The organism is Metallumcola ferriviriculae (genome assembly GCF_035573695.1).
Taxonomy (GTDB): Bacteria; Bacillota; JADQBR01; order JADQBR01; family JADQBR01; genus Metallumcola; species Metallumcola ferriviriculae.
This window is the reverse complement of the sequence record NZ_CP121694.1, coordinates 355,401-374,156: the sequence shown is the minus strand read 5'-3', so window position 1 is coordinate 374,156 and position 18,756 is coordinate 355,401. Positions and strand designations below refer to the sequence as shown.

General features: G+C 43.2%; 15 protein-coding genes. 8 read left to right on the top strand and 7 right to left on the bottom strand.

Features of this window, described 5'->3' with window-relative positions:
• The first annotated feature begins 97 nt into the window (after nucleotides 1-97).
• The 4 genes from MFMK1_RS01960 to MFMK1_RS01945 all read left to right on the top strand — a co-directional run bounded on the left by MFMK1_RS01960 (nucleotide 98) and on the right by MFMK1_RS01945 (nucleotide 4,578).
• Nucleotides 98-907 carry a nitrilase-related carbon-nitrogen hydrolase gene (locus MFMK1_RS01960; protein WP_366923493.1) on the top strand — a complete coding sequence of 270 codons (810 nt, stop codon included), beginning with the start codon at nucleotides 98-100 and terminating at the stop codon, nucleotides 905-907.
• A gap of 108 nt (nucleotides 908-1,015) precedes the next feature.
• Nucleotides 1,016-1,897, top strand: coding sequence for an EamA family transporter (locus MFMK1_RS01955; protein WP_366923492.1), 882 nt, complete (start codon nucleotides 1,016-1,018; stop codon nucleotides 1,895-1,897).
• A gap of 19 nt (nucleotides 1,898-1,916) precedes the next feature.
• Entirely contained in the window at nucleotides 1,917-4,043 is a 2,127-nt protein-coding gene (locus tag MFMK1_RS01950; RefSeq protein ID WP_366923491.1) for a Tex family protein, read from the top strand.
• Between the two features lie 208 nt (nucleotides 4,044-4,251).
• Nucleotides 4,252-4,578 (top strand): hypothetical protein, encoded by a 327-nt coding sequence (locus tag MFMK1_RS01945; protein WP_366923490.1) that lies wholly within the window; start codon nucleotides 4,252-4,254, stop codon nucleotides 4,576-4,578.
• 38 nt (nucleotides 4,579-4,616) lie between these two features.
• Here MFMK1_RS01945 and cooS read toward each other — a convergent pair whose 3' ends face one another.
• The 4 genes from cooS to MFMK1_RS01925 form a co-directional block, all read right to left on the bottom strand.
• Nucleotides 4,617-6,527 carry an anaerobic carbon-monoxide dehydrogenase catalytic subunit gene (gene cooS / locus MFMK1_RS01940; protein WP_366923489.1) on the bottom strand — a complete coding sequence of 637 codons (1,911 nt, stop codon included), beginning with the start codon at nucleotides 6,525-6,527 and terminating at the stop codon, nucleotides 4,617-4,619.
• Nucleotides 6,528-6,649: 122 nt separating this feature from the next.
• Nucleotides 6,650-6,850: an ATP-binding protein gene (locus MFMK1_RS01935; protein ID WP_366923488.1), complete on the bottom strand. Its 201-nt coding sequence runs from the start codon at nucleotides 6,848-6,850 to the stop codon at nucleotides 6,650-6,652.
• Between the two features lie 89 nt (nucleotides 6,851-6,939).
• The gene (locus tag MFMK1_RS01930; RefSeq protein WP_366923487.1) at nucleotides 6,940-7,704 is read right to left on the bottom strand and encodes a histidinol-phosphatase HisJ family protein; all 765 of its coding nucleotides are present in this window, start codon (nucleotides 7,702-7,704) and stop codon (nucleotides 6,940-6,942) included.
• A 188-nt stretch (nucleotides 7,705-7,892) separates the two neighbouring features.
• Nucleotides 7,893-9,026 carry a THUMP domain-containing class I SAM-dependent RNA methyltransferase gene (locus tag MFMK1_RS01925; protein ID WP_366923486.1) on the bottom strand — a complete coding sequence of 378 codons (1,134 nt, stop codon included), beginning with the start codon at nucleotides 9,024-9,026 and terminating at the stop codon, nucleotides 7,893-7,895.
• Nucleotides 9,027-9,288: 262 nt separating this feature from the next.
• Here MFMK1_RS01925 and trhA point away from each other — a divergent pair, with 262 nt between their 5' ends.
• From trhA to MFMK1_RS01910, 3 genes are all read left to right on the top strand, one after another.
• Nucleotides 9,289-9,963 (top strand): PAQR family membrane homeostasis protein TrhA, encoded by a 675-nt coding sequence (trhA, locus tag MFMK1_RS01920; RefSeq protein ID WP_366923485.1) that lies wholly within the window; start codon nucleotides 9,289-9,291, stop codon nucleotides 9,961-9,963.
• A 443-nt stretch (nucleotides 9,964-10,406) separates the two neighbouring features.
• On the top strand, nucleotides 10,407-11,669 hold the full coding sequence (locus MFMK1_RS01915; protein WP_366923484.1) for a DUF6612 family protein: 1,263 nt from the start codon (nucleotides 10,407-10,409) through the stop codon (nucleotides 11,667-11,669).
• A gap of 316 nt (nucleotides 11,670-11,985) precedes the next feature.
• The gene (locus tag MFMK1_RS01910) at nucleotides 11,986-13,266 is read left to right on the top strand and encodes an MFS transporter (protein ID WP_366923483.1); all 1,281 of its coding nucleotides are present in this window, start codon (nucleotides 11,986-11,988) and stop codon (nucleotides 13,264-13,266) included.
• A 116-nt stretch (nucleotides 13,267-13,382) separates the two neighbouring features.
• On the opposite strand, the gene ltrA is transcribed toward MFMK1_RS01910, so the two are convergent.
• The 3 genes from ltrA to MFMK1_RS01895 all read right to left on the bottom strand — a co-directional run bounded on the left by ltrA (nucleotide 13,383) and on the right by MFMK1_RS01895 (nucleotide 16,497).
• Nucleotides 13,383-14,648, bottom strand: a complete 1,266-nt coding sequence (ltrA, locus tag MFMK1_RS01905; protein WP_366922498.1) for a group II intron reverse transcriptase/maturase — start codon at nucleotides 14,646-14,648, stop codon at nucleotides 13,383-13,385.
• 754 nt (nucleotides 14,649-15,402) lie between these two features.
• Nucleotides 15,403-16,071, bottom strand: coding sequence for a hypothetical protein (locus MFMK1_RS01900; protein ID WP_366923482.1), 669 nt, complete (start codon nucleotides 16,069-16,071; stop codon nucleotides 15,403-15,405).
• Between the two features lie 141 nt (nucleotides 16,072-16,212).
• On the bottom strand, nucleotides 16,213-16,497 hold the full coding sequence (locus MFMK1_RS01895) for a hypothetical protein (RefSeq protein WP_366923481.1): 285 nt from the start codon (nucleotides 16,495-16,497) through the stop codon (nucleotides 16,213-16,215).
• A 640-nt stretch (nucleotides 16,498-17,137) separates the two neighbouring features.
• Between MFMK1_RS01895 and MFMK1_RS01890 the strand changes: the two genes are divergently transcribed.
• Nucleotides 17,138-18,697, top strand: coding sequence for an ABC transporter substrate-binding protein (locus MFMK1_RS01890; protein WP_366923480.1), 1,560 nt, complete (start codon nucleotides 17,138-17,140; stop codon nucleotides 18,695-18,697).
• The last annotated feature ends 59 nt before the right edge of the window (nucleotides 18,698-18,756 follow it).

Here is an 18,756-nt window from a genome sequence, read left to right as displayed (position 1 = left end):
ATTCCCAACTCGCACCATTTAAGCGTGAAGATTTGCAAAAGATAATTCTTCCCCGTAAAATGTACTCACTACAAACTTTCAGGGGGGGTATTAAAAAATGTTCCAAATTGCAGGTATCCAAATGACACCAATAATGAATGATGTAGATGCTAATCTCAAACGCGGCATTCAATCCATCCGTCAGGCAGGCCAGGAAGCCGACCTGATAGTACTCCCTGAACTCTGGACCACCGGCTATTATTTGTCTAAAGAGGCGTTTAACCTACTTGCCGAAGAAAGGGACGGAAAGACCGTCTCCACCATGCAGGCTGAGGCACACAGAACTGAATCATCTATAATCTGCCCTTTCGTAGAAAAAAATGATAAAGATGACATCTTTATTGCCGCTGCGATAATTGACAGCGACGGTGAATTGCGGGCAGTTGCAAGAAAAAGCTTACTCTGGGGTAGGGAACAAAACATATTTCAAAAAGGAGAAATACGCTACCCGATTTTTGATACGAAAATCGGCAAAGTCGGAGTATTGATTTGCTACGAGATGGAATTTCCTGAAACCAGCCGGCTTTTGGCACTTCAGGGTGCGGAAATTATTGTCTGTCCATCTGTTTGGAGCGTTGCCGCGTCCCGCCGTTGGGACATTCAGCTTCCTGCCCGGGCATTGGACAATACAGTTTATGTCTTCGGGGTAAATACCGTAGGTAATAATAGCTGCGGCAAAAGCAAGCTAGTGAGCCCATTAGGAGATACCCTGGCTGAAGCATCAGAGCATCGGGAAGAAATCCTAATTCGTGCGGTTGATAAAGAGGCGCTTTATTGGGCAAGAGAAGAAGTATCTTATCTAAATGACTATCGGACCAAGCTGACACCAGGTGGTACCACGGTGCCTATCCCCACACCCACTTATTAAATTGTAACTTGTGTTTTAAAATGCCGTTACACCATTAGAAGACTAGAATGAGTAATATCAGCCATAATATAGTATGATAAAAGGTAATCTTAAAAGGAGCTATGCATTATGGAATTAACTGGTCTTCTTTTCGCTTTATTGACGGCGTTTTGTTTTGCTTGGAGCAGTCTTTTTATGAAGAAAGGCATGTATCAGGCGTCTACTGAAAGCGGGGTTATTTATACCCTAATGGCCAATACGGCCATGTTCTTACTGGCCCTGCCGGTGTTGTTTCTAGTCAGTGAACCCATACTAAACTTGCAAGGGGTCGGCTACTTCGCTTTATCTGGCCTCTTAGGACCAGTTTTTGGACGTTTTTCTCTATACGGAAGCATTCGCCGGATCGGCGCTACTCGCTCATCTGCCATCAAAATCACTGCTCCAGTATTTTCGGCAATAATGGCTTGGGTTATTTTAGGGGAATTCCTGTCGCTGCAAATGATTACCGCCATCATTATCATAATTGGCGGTGTCTACATGGTCATAGCCACCCCCACAGGAGCGTCCACTGCCCCGGATGCCAAAAGTGGGTTTTTCTTAGGCTTTCTAGCAGCCTTTTTCTTTGCCGCAACAAACGTTTCCCGCAAGGCGGGACTGGCATTTGTCACTTCGGCACTGCTTGGGTCTGCTATCAGCACCGTGTCTGCCCTGATAGTATTTTCAGGTTACTACCTCATCAAGGGACAGCTAAAGACCCTTTTAGTTGTTGATAAAAGCAGCGCCCGTTATTTTTGGTTTGGTGGCTTTCTATCGGGAATAGCTTTGTTCAGCTATTTTATGGCTTTAAAATTTATCCCTGTATCGGTGGGTATGGCAGTGGCAAACATAGAACCCTTATTTACCATATTACTGGCACATCTTTACCGATTAGACGATGAACCCATTAGCTTAAAATTCCTTGGCGGCGCAGCCGTAGTACTTCTTGGAGTTTCATTATTAGTAATGCAATAGGAGAGGAGTTTGTTGGCCGTTGATTAATGCAATCGCAGCAGAATTTAATCTGCCGGAAAAAAAGATTGACACAGTAGTAAAGCTCTTAAAAGAAGGTAATACCATTCCTTTTATCGCTCGATATCGCAAAGAAATGACCGGTGGTCTCGATGATAAAACTCTAAGAGATATCGAACAGCGGGTAAGCTACCTTGAAAAACTGACACAACGGAAGGAAGAAATAGCTAAAAATATTGAAGAACAGGGCAAACTTACTGCCCAGCTGACCAAAGAGATTCAAGCAGCCACAACTCTTGCGCGACTGGAGGACCTCTATCGTCCTTATAAGCAGAAAAAAAGCACCAGAGCGGCAAAGGCCCGGGAAAAAGGTCTTGAACCCCTGGCCCAACATATCTACCAACAGGATCAACCCCTTAACCAAGAAATACTTGCCCAATACATAAATCCGGAAATGGACTTGAATAATGGTGAAGACTGCCTTGCCGGTTCTCTGGATATTATTGCAGAATGGATATCAGATAATGCTGAACTGCGCAGCATTTTAAGACAGCTTTCTCACAAAGAAACTCTTCTTACTGCTTCAGCCAAAGAAGAGGTTCATGACACTCCATATCGTGATTACGCTGATTACAAAGAAACTGTCATGTCCATCCCTGCGCACCGAATTTTAGCCATTAACCGTGGTGAACGGGATGGGTTTTTATCAGTAAATGTGGACTTCCCTCGGGAAAAAATCTCTTCTTTTTATGCTCGGAAAATTATCAAGCCACACTCACCCACAACCGCTGTCATAGAAGATGCCATTACGGACGCTTTAAAACGTCTAATACTTCCGTCCATGGAACGAGAAATCCGTTCTGAGCTAAAAGACAAGGCAGAAGCCCAAGCCATCAAAATATTTGGTGAAAACCTTGATAAACTCTTGCTGCAATCGCCGGTAATGGATAAAAAAATAGTGGCTATTGACCCAGGCTTTCGCACCGGATGCAAAGTAGCAGCAATAAACGAATCCGGCGACGTGCTGGCCACCGATACCATTTACCCCACCGCCCCCCATAATAAAACCGCACAGGCAGAAGAGGTATTATTGAAACTTATCAATAAGCACAGCATTAACCTACTCGCAATAGGCAACGGCACCGCCTCCCGGGAAACAGAACTATTTGTCAGCGAGTTAATCAAAAAGCATCATTTGCCGGTAAACTATACCATAGTCAGTGAAGCCGGTGCCAGCGTTTATTCCGCTTCGAAAATTGCTCAAGAAGAGTTTCCACAACTGGATGTATCCTTACGCAGTGCGGTAAGCATCGCCCGGCGCCTGCAGGACCCCCTGGCGGAGTTGGTAAAGATAGAGCCCAAGGCCATCGGTGTGGGCCAATACCAGCATGATGTCAATCAAAAGGCTCTTAACGAAAAATTGGGCGGCGTGGTAGAAGATTGTGTCAACAGCGTCGGGGTCAATCTTAACACTGCATCGTCACAGCTTCTATCCTACGTCGCAGGCCTGACCCCTTCTTTGACAAAAAAAATTGCCGCTTGGCGAGAAAAAGAAGGGTCATTTACCACCAGAAAACAGTTAAAAAAGGTAAGCGGTCTTGGTCCTAAGGCATTTGAACAATGCGCCGGTTTTTTACGAATCCCCGACAGCGCGAACCCATTAGATAATACCGCAGTGCACCCGGAAAGCTACGCCGTAGTGGAGTCTTTGACTAAGCAGCTTGGCAAACCCCTTGAGAAAATCTTAGGTGATAGTTCTCTGAAACAGCTATCCCCAAAACAATGGGCCGCTGAATTAAATGTAGGACTACCTACCCTCCAGGATATTTTTGAAGAATTAATGAAACCGGGTCGTGACCCAAGAGAAGATAACTTTCCGCCGTTGTTCCGTCAAGATGTAATGGAGCTTGAGGAAATTAACCCCGGCATGAGCCTGCAGGGAGTAGTTCGTAACGTAGTGGATTTTGGTGCTTTTGTAGATATTGGTGTCCATCAGGACGGCCTCATCCATATATCTCAACTGAGTCATAACTACGTAAAACACCCCCTGGATGTGCTGGCTGTCGGCGACATCGTCACTGTAACAGTGCTGGATGTAGATGTTTCTAGGAAGAGAATTGGTCTCTCTCTTATAAAAAATAGCAATTAGGGCTGATAGTGACATTTTAAGACGGTAACGATAATTATGAAGCTACACGCTGTATTCCCCGTTCATCAGAACTAATGACCTTGACCACTAAACAGATGGAATTTTAATTATAAAACTTTTTTGGAAAGCTATTTTTTTAGCTTTTAATTACGCAAATAGTATACGCCATCCCTCTTTTTCCAATAATACAATAAAGGAGGGATGTGCTTTGCCAAAAAAACATTATGATAAGCTTAAGTCTGAGGCAAGCAAGGAACTAACTGAAGAACTGGTCCAAGACATCCAAAAGGACAGCCAAGCTCATAGTAAGGAACTAGGCAATGTAAACAGCAAAATACCGTATGATCAATACCTTAATCAACTTTCAGGCAACCACAAGACATCTAGACAGCAACTAAGCGGCCAATCCCAAGAAAATAATTTTTTAGCTGAAGAAATGGAGCAATTTGGTCTTAACAGCGCAATCGAACAAGATGAAGACAGGGGACAATCTTCCTTGTTGGAAAACCTGAAAACAAATAAAACTACGAAATAAAGAGATAAGGCTGGCACGACGCCAGCCTTATCTCTTTACTAATTTTTTAGTCCCAGATGCTCTCTTCTTTCCTTAATGTATTGTTCGATACCATCTGCCACTTTATCAGGTTCATCCCCCAAAGCCACACGACCCCCGGTAATCTCAACCAAATCTTCTGTTAGAAGCTTAACCAGCTCGGGCCCCCCTGCAATCGGCGGGGTCGGCGAAAGATGGGTGTATAGACCAAAGGCCAACGAAAATATCCCATCGATAGTTGCCTTCTGCTCCATATATTGCGGTGCAGTTACAGCCACGGGCAAATCCGCACTATCCACATTAAGGGCCTTAGCCAGTTCGCTGACAAGCACAGCAATTCTACCAGTGTCAGTACAGGTACCAAAACTCAGCACCGGCGGAATATTTAAGGACTTACATACTTCCTGCAGTCCTGGGCCAGCCCATTCAATTGCATCAAGACTGGTAAAACCGGCTACCTCCAAAGCTTGGTTGCCGCAGCCGCCGGAAAGTACAATGATATCACGTTTTATCAGCTCGCGGGTAAGTTCTGTTGTCATATAGTCATGAGGTCCATTAGCCAAAGTAGTACAGTTAACTAATCCTACCGCACCTTTGATTTTATTCGCGGCAATTACATCAATTAGCGGTTGCACTGACCCGCCCAATGCCTGCAATAACGCCTCCACGCCGAAGCCGGAGTATCCTTTTTGAATTCTTTGCGGCACCCGAGATTTCACTTTGCCTTTCCGCTTTTTAAAATTTTCTACACCTACCATAATCATGTCCTTAGCCTGGCCTTCTATCTCCTGGGGTTTATAATCATAATGTTTCTCTACCCCAGGTACTCGCACCAATCTAGTAGTGGATGCCAGCGTGACCTGATATTTTTCTTGATAAGGTGCCAAATAAGGGGGTGAGCAGTTTTCGCTCATACCAAAGAAGTCTACTGCACCGGTTGCCAGCATTGGCTCAATAAATAGCCAATTACCAATCAAACCGCGAAAAACATCATCCAGTTCAAATCGCTGAACAATTTCCTGACCGCTTTCGATTGAACCAATCACTCTTAATCCCTTGGCCCCAGCTTTTTTTGCCAGCTCCTGCATTTCCGCTTCCCTGGCTTTCAATACCAATGCGGCACCATCAAAGGGCTCGTGGCCGTTGAAAACTACGTTGACATATTCGGGGTCCAAAATACCCATGTCATATTGAACTTCGTGAGGATAAGGAGTCCCCAGTACGATATCTATCGCCCACTGCCCGGCAACTTGCGCACCATAAATACAGGATATACTCAGGCGCAGCGCCTTGCGTGCCAGGGAGACATAATCTCCATCAATATTGGTCAAACAACTGGCGGTAGCATCCTTAATTTCATGAAGCGGTCCGGAGGGGTAAAGAGCAAGCTTACGCCAGAGCTCAACCCTTTGAGGCGGGGCGAATATATCAATAATTTTAGATGGTTCGTCATACCCCCGATGAAGCTCCCACTGCAGATAGTCTGCCAATCTAATAGCTACATCTTTCTCGGAACCGGAAGTATCTACCCCTAACTGCTTAGAGAAATCATAAAGCTTGTCCTTGGACTTGATCTCATATGGGGTCTGTCCCAAGGCGGTGGCCTTTAATGTACGGAATGCTTCGTAAGCCTGGTAAGAATAAGTAGCAGTCCCCATGACATTTCTTAGCAGCATATCCCGCATGGCCATGGCATTGCGGTCAATGCCGCAAACTCCTAACACCGCTCCTGTCTTGTCGGATATTCGACATGGCCCATTAGTACACAATTGGCAACTCAGTCCTGCGGAGCAAAAATTACAACGGATTTTTTCCTGTGCAGGAAAGCGGTCAAAGGTGTTTGACATATTATCCGCTTTTAGATGTTGGTACATTTCCTGAACCGAAGGATGGACACTTACATTGTCCGTGGAAAATTTACTTTTGGCCATCATATCACTCCTTTTGAAAATCTATCATTACTTTTCCCAAATTATTGTCTTTAAATCAACCGCCTAAAAAAACACAAAAAAATCCAACCCCAAAACGGAGTTGGATGGCTAAAATTATAAGATTACTGCTTCATTTTTATCGCACCGTGCGGACAATACCGCGTGCAAATAGCACAACCTTCACAAGCATCCTCATCGACACTAACTTTTCCCCCGGCAAACAAACGTCCCTTTTCTTGGACAATAGCCCCGGTAGGACAGGCCCGCTTGACAACACAGCTAGGGGCGCGGTCGCACCGCTGCTGATCAATGTACGCCTTCATGGTAACCCCCCACTCCTTAGATTTATACCCCCTCAGGGTAATTATTTACGTAAATAATATTACCTTTTTTCGCTGCGCCTGTCAAGCGGTTAGCTGCCTATTTTATAAAATTGGGGGATTTGTTTGGAAAAACCGGCCAGGTATTTAAACTTAGCACCTTGTAAAAGCTCCACTGCTTGAATGTTTTTATAGCCAATATCCATAGGTTTATGAGCATCAGACCCGATAGTGATTATTTCGCCACCCAATTCTCGGTACAATTTCAGAGTGTTAAAATCAGGGTGGCTGGTATTGATGCCGTATCGGTAACCTGACATATTTAACTCTATTCCGCGGCCGGAATAAATAAGCTCCTTTAATGTATCTTCTACGATGTCATAATAATTGTGCCAATTTATATCCCCACATTTACAGTCAAGAAACTTTAGATATCTTTTAACCAAATCCAAATGGCCGAGGACATTAAAATAGGGGTAGGCTTTAACTAAGCTGTTGACTGTGAGAAAATATTCTTCCAATGCTTCATTGACTGACTTATTCCGGAAAAACTCCCCTTCATGCATATCTTTATCTCCTACCACATGGATCGACCCAATAATAAAATCAAATTCGCCCCGGTCAGTAAAGTCCTTACTCTTTTCCAAGCCGGAAGGATGCAGCCCTACTTCAACCCCTTTAACTATCTTTAAGGCAGGATAAGCTTGGCTCATATGCTGTATCGTCTGGCTATACTTTTGAATATCAAAGTCCCAGTCAAGGTTACTGTCAGGATAAATAACATCCAAGTGCTCAGTAAAGGCAATCTCTGTTACGCCTTTGTTTAGACCTGCTTGACAGGCTTCTTTCATAGACATTTTTGCGTCCGATGAAAAATTCGTATGTACATGGTAATCTAACACTTTAATCAGTCCCTTTAAGTTTTCTAGCTCTCAAATACCTAATTTCTGCCCCTGCCATCATATTCCTGCATTCACAGACTGAAGCAAATCCTAACAACCCCCTGCACGAGCTAAAGGACCCGCTACTTAAAGCAGGTCCTTTTTTATACCGTTTTTTTTGGCGGCCGCTCACCATAATACTGATAATAATCTACTTTGATGCGCCCGTTAAATAGCTTTCGCCGCCTATCCGCCTTACCGTAAATCTGTTCAAAGCGCTCATCGGCAGTAATGACATACAATGACCAGGTTTCTTGATTTTTAAATAAGTTTTTTAAGGTTAGGTACACGTCTGCTAATTCAGATTTATTACCAATTCTTTCCCCATAAGGGGGATTGGTAATCATCACTCCGTATTTATCCTTAATCTTCACTTGAGATACCGGGGCACAGCTAAAGGTTATACAATCAGCCACCCCAGCTTCAATTGCATTTTCCTGAGCGAGTTCTATGGCCCTCGCATCAATGTCTGATGCGAGGATGTCTAGCTCAGCATCGTGATCGATAGCTTTAAATGCTTCAACTTTTGCTGGCTTCCAAAGTTTCCTTAATTGGGGCCACCCCTCTGAAGCAAAGCTTCTGTTTAAGCCCGGGGCAATGTTTTTACCTATCAAAGCAGCTTCAATTGCAATAGTGCCCGAACCGCAAAACGGATCATGTAGCACTCTACCTTTGTTCCAAAAACTTAGGCTTACCAATGCAGCAGCCAAAGTCTCTTTTAAAGGGGCCTCAACTGCTTCCAACCGATAACCTCGTTTATGTAGTCCCGGACCGCTGGTGTCAATAGTTAGCGTAGCTTCATCTTTTAAGAGGGCAACTTCAATGTTATATTCCGGCCCTGTCTCTTGAAACCAATCGGTATGATATTTTTCTTTAAGTTTTTCAACCACTGCCTTTTTAACTATTGCTTGGCAATCGGGAACGCTGTACAATCGAGACTTAATTGATTTGCCGTTGACGGTAAATTTGCCGTCCTTGGTAATCCATTGATCCCAAGGCAAGGCTTTGGTCTTTTCAAAAAGATCTTCAAAGGAAACCGCCCTAAATTGGCCCATTTTCAAAAGTAACCTGTCCGCAGAGCGCAGCCACAAATTGCAATGAGGAATAGCCTTTTCATCTGCTTTAAAAGTCACTTTGCCGTTTTCTACTTCATGTCGATCGTATCCCAGATGCTCCAACTCTCTCTTTACTACGCTTTCAAGACCGAATGTAGCAGTAGCAATAAATTCACAATACATAAAATCCCCCATCCCCATAATTTTTTATTAGGTTCTATTTTAGTATCCATTAGAGCACATTTTTTTATGACTGGCAAGTTACCTCTAAAAAGGATTTACCTACTATTTTAGCTTAATAGCATTGACTTGAATGATAAAAACTGAAATACTGAACTTGTATAATATCATCCTAGAGAGAGCTTAAATAATTCCATTGCAGATACATATTAACTGGTTATTGCCAAAAAATACAACTATACTAAATTAATTAGGGGTGAACAATATGGCTTCTGACACACTAAATTCTAAAACCGGCGGGAAGCTGCCGAAAAGGTATTCCCTCAAAGAAGAACTCTTTAACAGTATCAGCCATGGAATCGGCGCATTGCTCAGCATTGCCGCTCTGGTCATCCTAGTTGCCTATGCTAGCATTCAAGGAGATGTCTGGCGTATAGTAAGCTTTAGTATTTACGGCTTCACTTTGTTTTTTCTTTATCTGTCCTCAACATTGTACCATAGTATTTTCCATGAAAAAATAAAACAGGTTTTTAGAGTGTTTGACCATGCCTCCATTTTTTTATTGATTGCCGGCAGTTATACCCCCATAACAATCTTAGCAATTAAAGGCATTTGGGGCTGGACTCTCTTTGGCCTTGTCTGGGGCCTGGCAATAACGGGTATTGTTCTTAAGGTTGTTCGTATGGATAGAATTAAGCATGCATCTTTAGCACTATACCTTATTATGGGTTGGTTACTAGTAGTTGCCATAAAACCGATGCTGGCCCAAGCTCCCCATGGGCTGTTGGTCTGGTTAGTGATAGGTGGTTTGATTTATACCTTAGGTGTTGTGTTTTATGCCTGCAAAAAGATACCATTTAACCACGGCATTTGGCACCTTTTCGTACTTGGTGGCAGTGCCGCTCATTACTTTGGTATCCTTTTTTACCTTGCAATCTAGGATGTGAATGACTGCACCATAAAGCAACTATCCAAATAAAGACCGTGTTGCTTACTTAGCCGCGGTCTTTATTAAATTCTTATCATCTCCCAGCTCTACGCTTTCCAAAATAAAGGCTTTATTCCTCCCGCTGCAAATACTTCCAAAGCTTACTTCGATAAATTACTCTCCTTGTAATATCGCCCTGCTGCTCTGATTTGTCACCCACCCTTGAATCATGTCCACCTTCAATACATCGCCTTCTCTTACTAATCGCCGGATAAACGAGAAGGAGTATTTTTATATTTTTTCCATTTATTGGTTTTGGTAAAAGGCATTAACCATTTTCCGAAGAATATAATACCACGACAAAGATTTACATCAACAAGTACAATCGCTAATTTAAGGGAGGGGCAAACAAAGGCTACAGGCGTATAACGAAATTGCTGGGGAGGAATAAAAACATGGTTAAAAATTTTTCTGTTTTATTGGTAATGTTACTGATTTTGACTTTGCCGGTGGCTGCAATGGCTGCAGAAAAAGATGATGGGTTGTTAACTCGGGGGGAATTTGCTGCCATGCTGGTGGAGGCTGCCAATATTACTGGTGATGCAGCACCGGTTGACTTGTTGATAAACAAAGGCATTCTAAAGGGCTACCCCAACGGGGAAATGGGGCTGGAAGAAGCGACAACCCTTGTTGAAGCAGTTACACTCAGTGCAAGGACACTTGGACTTCAGGATGGCATTAGCCCCATCGTTGGTATTGAAGTCCCCTTAGGGGAAGAACATTGGGGTTATGCCCTATATTCTTGGTTTGAAAGGCAGGGGCTTGTATCTACCGAGGCTGACCCGAAATCCTTTTTAACAAACGAACAAGGCTCGGCTTTCTTGAACACAGTATTCTCCATAGACCCTAAAGCAACAGAAATTGTAAACAAAGCACAGAAAAATGAAAGTGAGTTAAAAACATTGCGCATGCAGATGGAAGGCAGTTTCACAGTAATTGCCCGGGCTGATGCACCTGATGCAAAGAGCCTTACTGGAAGCTCTATCTCCATGGTTCAAGAAATGGAGTTTCCTGCACGTCTCCATCAAACTGCGACTTTAACCGTACAAGTGCCCGAGCAAGGCCAGCAGGAAATCAATACGGAGCTTTACCTGGTTAACGGCAAGTTTTACCAACAGACCAGCAACCCCGAAACCGGCGAAACGGTCTGGTACCGGTTCCCCGATGACCTGATGCCTAACTTGGATAAATTGTTAGAAAAGCAAACGCAGCAACTGGAAGCAGTACCGCCGGAGCTACAGGAGTACATGCATTACCAACTACTGGGCACCAAAGACCTCAATGGAACAGAGGTCTACGAAATTGCATTTTATGGGCGGATAGATGACTTTAATAAATTCATGGAAGCGGCCAGCGGTCAGTTTGGCGACATGAATAACCCAGGTCTGAGCAAGAGTGCATCTATGCTCAAGTCAATGTCCTATTGGGGTATTGAATATATTGGGGTAGAAGACCTTCTGACCTACGGATCTGATTATGCTTCCTTCATGAACTATGCAGAGGAATTTAATGGCGAGCCTATACCCATTCAATCCATGGAAATGGTGGCCACGATTACAGAAGTTAGTTTTAATGAAGACTTTTCCATTGAAGTGCCCCAGGAAGCCCTGGATGCACCAGAACTAGAAATACCTACTAGCAAATCCTCAGAAAACTAATATCCTGATAAATAGCATAGGCAGAAAATACCTTTTTTCTGCCTATGCTATACTAATCAGCAGTATCATGTAATCTTATCTTCATTAGCCTTTTCCCTTCCCTGAGCCTCGCTCTCTTCTCGCAAGAAGCATCTGCAGCTGCTGTCAACCCTTGAGACACCTGGAAATCATCTGTTTCCTATGATAGACTATTATTTATAGTACTCCTTATCCGTCATCATAAAAAACTCATCACTGAAAAGTGGTTTTATTTATTTACACTAGCGTTTAACGGTAGGGATTAAAGTAAATAACAACTTTAGGGGAGGTAGTTAGCTTGATTTTTCATTTGCCCCACGACAAACGGAAGATTGCAATTATTGCGGGCATTATCGGCAATGTTATCGAATGGTACGATTTCGCGTTGTACGGATACATGGCACCAATTATATCTCAGCTATTTTTTCCAAATGAATCTCAGGTTGCCTCATTAATTGCTACTTATGGTATTTTTGCCGCCGGCTTTGTAATGCGCCCCCTTGGGTCCGGGGTATTTGGCTGGCTGGGTGATACAATCGGGCGCAGTCGCACCATGCTTATATCAGTTGCAATGATGATGATTCCCACTTTTTTGCTGGGATTACTGCCAACTTATAACACCGCGGGGCTGCTGGCACCAGCACTTTTGGTTATTATTCGCTTGACCCAAGGGCTGTCTGTTGGGGGTGAATTCTCCAGTTCCGTAACTTACCTGGTTGAAACTTCACCTGCTTCGAGAAGGGGCTTATCGGGAAGTTGGGCCAATGCGGGCAGTGGTGCAGGCATGTTGCTTGGCTCATTAATGGCAGCGGCTGTGACCAGTTTGCTTAGTCATGATAATGTTATGGCCTGGGGATGGCGGTTACCATTTCTACTAGGCGGAGTATTAGGCAGTACCGCAATTCTGCTGCGAAGACACCTGCCCAAATCGGAACATTTTGTGGAACATACTAAAAGACGCGAGCAATCTTCACCTATTAAAGAAGCTTTTTCCAGTAATCTTAAGGAAACATTACAAGGTATGGTTTTTGCTTCAGGATATGGCGCCATATTTTATATCTCTTTGGTTTACCTGCCTACCTGGTTGAGTGAATATACCGGCGTTATGCTGAAAAGAGCCATGCAGATAAACACCGTGGCCATGGTTATTGTAATGCTGCTTATTCCAGTTATGGGTTGGCTCTCAGACCGTTACATAAGGCGTACCCACTTTATTTCATTAAGTATGCTAGTAATAGCTGCATCTGCGATTCCTTTAACTTTGTGGATGCAATCAGGCAGCATTGAAGCGGCAGTGGTCGGCCAGCTATTTTTCGCTGTTGCAGTGGCTGTCCCTGGAGGAGTCGCCCCTGCCATGTTTGTGGAATTATTCCCTACCCGTGACCGCCTATCCGGCTATTCTGTTTCATTTAACATCGGGATGGGTATAGTGGGCGGCTCCACGCCAATGGTCCTCACTTGGCTGATTTCAAAAACAGGTGTCAATTTTATTCCCGCGCTTTACATGCTTCTGTGGGCAGCAGTTAGTTTGGGCGCCCTAATTTGGATGAAAGATAGAAGCCGTGAGCCACTTCTATAACTATTGAAACTTGCTAATCGAGTAGCTAGAAAACAGGATAATTAGTCCTGTTTTCTTTGCTCTCACAGAACCGGACTTACGTTTGCCGTATCCGGCTCCTGAAATTTCTCACCGAATTAATAATGATTCGACAACAACCCAACTTCGTATTGGTGCATATCGATAAGACCTAGATTCTCAAAGTATTGATTTGGCAGTATCTGATGTATGATGTGAACATTAGAATTTTTCCATTTTGTCACAGCCATTTTTAATCCATTTCCTTTGATACCTAGCTTTCTCATCTCTTTATCCATTGCCTTGCAGGTTTTCCATTGCTTCATTTTCACCATTCTTAATCTTCTGCGTAGCCAACCCATAAAGTTTCGTGTAAATTCCTTAATGTTCGCTACTCGATAGTAATTCATCCATCCTCTTAACACTGGATTTAGCTCTTTGATTATGTTTTCAAGCTTTCTCCCTGAATTTCTCCTTGTAATTCTTCTCACTTTATCTTTGAAGCGTTTTATCCTTTTCGGATTGACTCCAAGTGTTTTCCTCCGAATTACAAATCCTAAAAATTCAACACCTTCATGCACGCTTGTAAGTTTGGTTTTCTCTTTGTTTATCTTTAGCTTCAGTTCTTCTTCTAAGACTTTTGTGGCATAGGCTCTATAGTCACCTGCTGTTTTCTTATCTTTTGCAAAGATAAGAATATCGTCAGCGTAACGTACTATCCTTATGCCCTTTTTCATCATCTTTTGGTCAAACTGATTGAGGTAGATATTACTAAGTAATGGTGAACAGACGCCGCCTTGCGGGCTTCCGACTTCTGTCTTTGAGAAGTTATCACTGTGCATTACGCCTGATTTTAGAAAGTTTCTAATCAGGTCTAATACTTGCCCGTCACTTATTTGTTCTGATACTGCTTTTATCATGATTTCATGGTCAAGGGTATCAAAACATTTACTTAGGTCCATATCTACCACATGCTCTAAACCATACTTATTCATAAAGCGTTCTGCTTTGGCTACTGCTTGGTGTTGTGAATGATTAGGTCGATATCCATAGCTTGATGGATGAAATGTTTTATCAAAGATTGGCTCTATAATATTTACAATGGCCTGCTGCACCACCCTGTCCTTTACGGTAGGAATGCCTAGTAATCTTACGCCACCTTCTGGCTTCTCGATTTCTACTCTCCTAACTGGACTGGGTTCGAAGCTTTTGGTTTTCAGTCTTTCATGAAGAAACTCAATATTTAGCTCTAGTTTAGCCGCAAAATCAGAAACGGTTTCCCCATCTATCCCAGGGGCTCCTTTGTTTCTCTTTACGTGCTTAAAGGCTAGTTCTAAATTTTCTTTTCGATATATTTTATCGATAAGGCTGTACCATTTCTTCATGACTTTCCTCCATTGTTGCTGTATCTTTCAGCATCTTTTGTTTGAGCTATATGTTCTTCATTAGGGTTACTTGACGTCTCTAGCTCTATGGCAATCTTATCTTCGTTCCCCTAATTATTCATATCCGTGTGGTCGAGGTAGTTCGCAAGTTTTCTTATGCCAACTATTCGTACCTTCTAGCGTTTCAGCTTTCTTTTAACTCCTTCACTCTTACAAAAGACCTTTCGGATACACTTTGAAATCTCTTCTGCCCTTCGCATCTGTCATAGGCTTTTGACCTAAAACAGTCACATCAACTTTGTGATGTGTCACTTAAGTTTTCTCCTCCTTGCGATTACTCGCTTTCATTGGCTTAAGTTTAATCACTACTACGGCTTCATCTGCATACTGCACCCTAATTTCACTTCTTGCTTTCGCTTGAAGTAAAGCCTACAGCTACGAGTACAGTACTTCCAAGGTTAAGTTGCTCTGCCTGTCGTTAAAACGACCATCATAACACATGTAGCTAAGCTAATTTTTGGGACGTTCCCACTTAATGGAGGGTTATCCGCTACATATGCCAACGTTGGTTCACTGACGTTCCGTTCCAACCACCGCCATCAGCTTCCTTCAGACCCTTTCGTCGCCGAAAACGCCCTTGCTTACAGCTTGTCTTCCCTTTAGCTAGGTGACAGGTTTTCTTTCAAACCATTGGCTCGGCAACATGCCTCGCAAACATTAAAAGACTTCCGCCCATTAAGGCGGAAGTCTTTTTTTAACCTCCTGATGTACCAGATGTTCCCGCTGTATTTGATGTATTAGGTGCTCCAGTTGATCCGGGTGTTCCTGCTGTTCCTATCCTTTCACTTGGTGCTATCATACCTGGAATTGGAACAGTCTTGGGCACTCCCTTCTCGTTAGTCTCAACCTTCTGGCTTAATAGGTTAAAGACACCTTGGTTATCCACTTCGTGGCAGGTAAAACAATTGCCCGAATAGTTCGCCACAAAGTGCTCACTATACAAGTGCGCCGGATGAACAATTGTTCTCAATGCTAGCGGCGCAGATTTACCCCGTCCGTTGTTCCCGGGAGCATGGCACTCTAGACAAGTTTCCACTGTTGTGTTTTCATCCATAGTTGTTCCATCAGGTGCCTTGGTAGGATGCCCTTCCGCCCGAGATTTTGCCTCTGCGGTTAAGGAGTAATCATTATCCGCGGTCTTGACATGGCAGGCAGCACATCCGCGGCGGGGCGGCTCTGATTGTTGCTCTTCCCCAGCCCCTTCATCCCCTTCTTTTTGAGCTTGTTCGTTCTCCGCAGCTTGCTTCTGTTCACTATCATTCTTGGTATTGGTGTTATTAGTATTTGCGCAGGCGGATACTGCAACGGCCAATACCAACATCAATACGATTACTATTAATGTTGACCAGTTATTTCTTGACATCTGTTCACCTCCTTTTTTGCTAATTTTTTCCCTTTCTAACCGTTTTTATGTTTTAAATTAAAATTACTGAAATACACCAACATAAGATCATATAAATACGACAGGTTTTAAAGCAGGCTTCATGACCGCACTTTTGAGGTTCTAAGAGGTTAAAAGCGGTCGGTTTAGCGGCGCCACTTCAATCCATCCTTTTAGCTTTAAATATTTCAAGTATTTCTCTTCTTGCTTAATTGTTTTGATGGTCATTTTTTTGATAGTGTCTCGAACCTGTTCATTGGTAACAGCGGTCCGAAAAGATTTAAGTAAATTCTCAATATGTTCTTGTAAGTATACGAAGACGTTTGCTGATATGAATTCATCAGTTACTATTTTGTTATTAGCAATAAATTTAGTAATTTCCTTGTTCCGGTCACGGGATTTTATCACATAGTCGCTCATGGCCGCTTCTAAAATCTTAATGTTGGTTTTGAAGCTTTTAACAATAAGTTGGTTTAGGGCTTTTAAATCAGCATCATGAGTGTATTGCTCCCATATACCGATTTGCTCAACGATTAAATATTTTGACTTTAATATATCCCATAAATTAAACGCTTCTCTGGCTTATCTGTCCTGGTTAATCGCATTAGCGCATGCCCCTCAAAAGTTGATACTCTTAGCTTTCCAAGGATGGACAAATTCTATGTCCCGTATAAAAAATCACAATATATTGCACTCGCCTCTGTTGGCGGGTATTTCTTTTTACTAGGATGGATATTTGTTGAATAAACTTTATTAGCTCAAGTTTTGCTGACTACGGATTACTTCCACTGAACCCTTACCATGACTAGCAACACAAACCTTAATAGTAGAGTTCACGATTAATGTTAAAACATACTAAGTTTCTGTTATAACGCATAATTATGACCTAAACCCGAAACTGTGAATAAATTAAAATATGGGTAGTTTTTCTTACCTCAAACAAACATGTCCCCTTAATGCAGCTTCAATAAACAATTGGGAGGTGGTAAATGCGGCTTGTCCTCAATTTTTATAATAAAAAAACAAATAGGTAAAGGGAGGGAAATCAGTGCGTAAATTTACTGTGGTCACTTTGTTTTTGATGTTTGTTTTGAGTGTTGGTTTGATACTTTCTGGCTGCGGAGGCAGCGTCAGCGATAAACAAGTGGACAAAAATTCGAAGGTACAGGAACAGCAGGAAACACCCCAGCAAAAAACGAGGGATACCGTTAGGATAGCAATCCCCAGTGAGCCCAGCACTATGGATGTCCAATACCCGGATGATGGTAATATGCGTGCGGTGACGGAGAATGTAGCGGAGGGTTTGCTTGCTATGGATGGACAGTCATTAAAACCCATTCCAGCATTGGCTACGGAAGTCACCCCCACCAATGAGACAACATGGCGAATAAAGCTGCGTCAGGGCGTAAAATTTCATAATGGCAGCCCCTTCAACGCCGATGATGTGGTATTCAGTGTTCGGCGTCAGATCAGTGATGAGCTGAATTCCGACATTAGGGGATATTGGGAAAGCTTTGACGCAATAGAAAAGATTTCAGATGAAGAGGTGCAAATCACAACCAAAGGAGCCGACCCTAATTTCAAGGTAAGATTAACATTGCTTAAAATTATGAATAAGGAATGGGTAGAGGCAAACCCGGACCAAGTGCCCCTACAATTAATCGGTACCGGACCCTATAAACTTACGGAATGGAAGCGTGGCCAATCCATAACTATTGAGGCCAATGAGAATTACTGGGGCCCTCAGCCGGCAGTAAAAACAGCCATCTATCGTTTTATTGAAGAAGATGCCACCAGAGCGCAGGCCTTGAAGGCGGGCGAAATTGATGTAGCAACAAATATGCTTCCGGAATATGTATCCGACCTTCCTAAAGTAAAAACAGTGGATGGTCTGGAGTTCAGCCTCTTACGGCTTAACGCCATTAAAGGCGTAATGAAAGATGTCCGCCTCCGTCAGGCAGCAAGCTACGCAGTGGATAAAAGAGCTCTGGCCGAGGCCCTTTATCAAGGTTATGCCACTGTAGCCCAGGGGCAAGTCTTTAAGCCCGGCTATATTGGTTATAACCCAGATTTAGCACCTTATCCGTATGACCCTGAAAAAGCTAAAGAATTAATGGCTGAAGCGGGTTACAATGGGGAGAAATTAGAGTTTGTTGGCGAACGCGGCCGCTGGTTAAAAGATGGTGAACAAATTGAAGCTATTGCCCAGATGCTTAGGGCGGTAGGATTTAATGTTGAAGTAAAGATGCTTAGTTTTCAACAATGGTTAAGGGTGTTATTTGACCGCGAGCGCTCTCCGGACATGATTTTTACCTTCCACAGTAACGATATCTTCGATGCGGACAGAACATTCGGCACATATGTATATACCAAGGGCCCAGGATCATCCTACCCCGACACATTGGATGCAAAAATCGAGTCAGCACGAAAAGAAATGGATTTAGAGAAACGAAGTCAGCTTTACCGGGAAATAGGTCAGGCAATTTATGACGACCCCGCCTGGATCTCTCTGATCAACATTCAAGATATTTATGGTATGCATGATTACGTAGAGTATGAGCCCAGACAGGATATGAGGCTTGCGGTATATGAAATGAAGTTAAAATAATCCAGCAGGGCAGGGAACAAGTCGTGAAACCCTTGAGGCAGATTGACCCACTCCTTGCC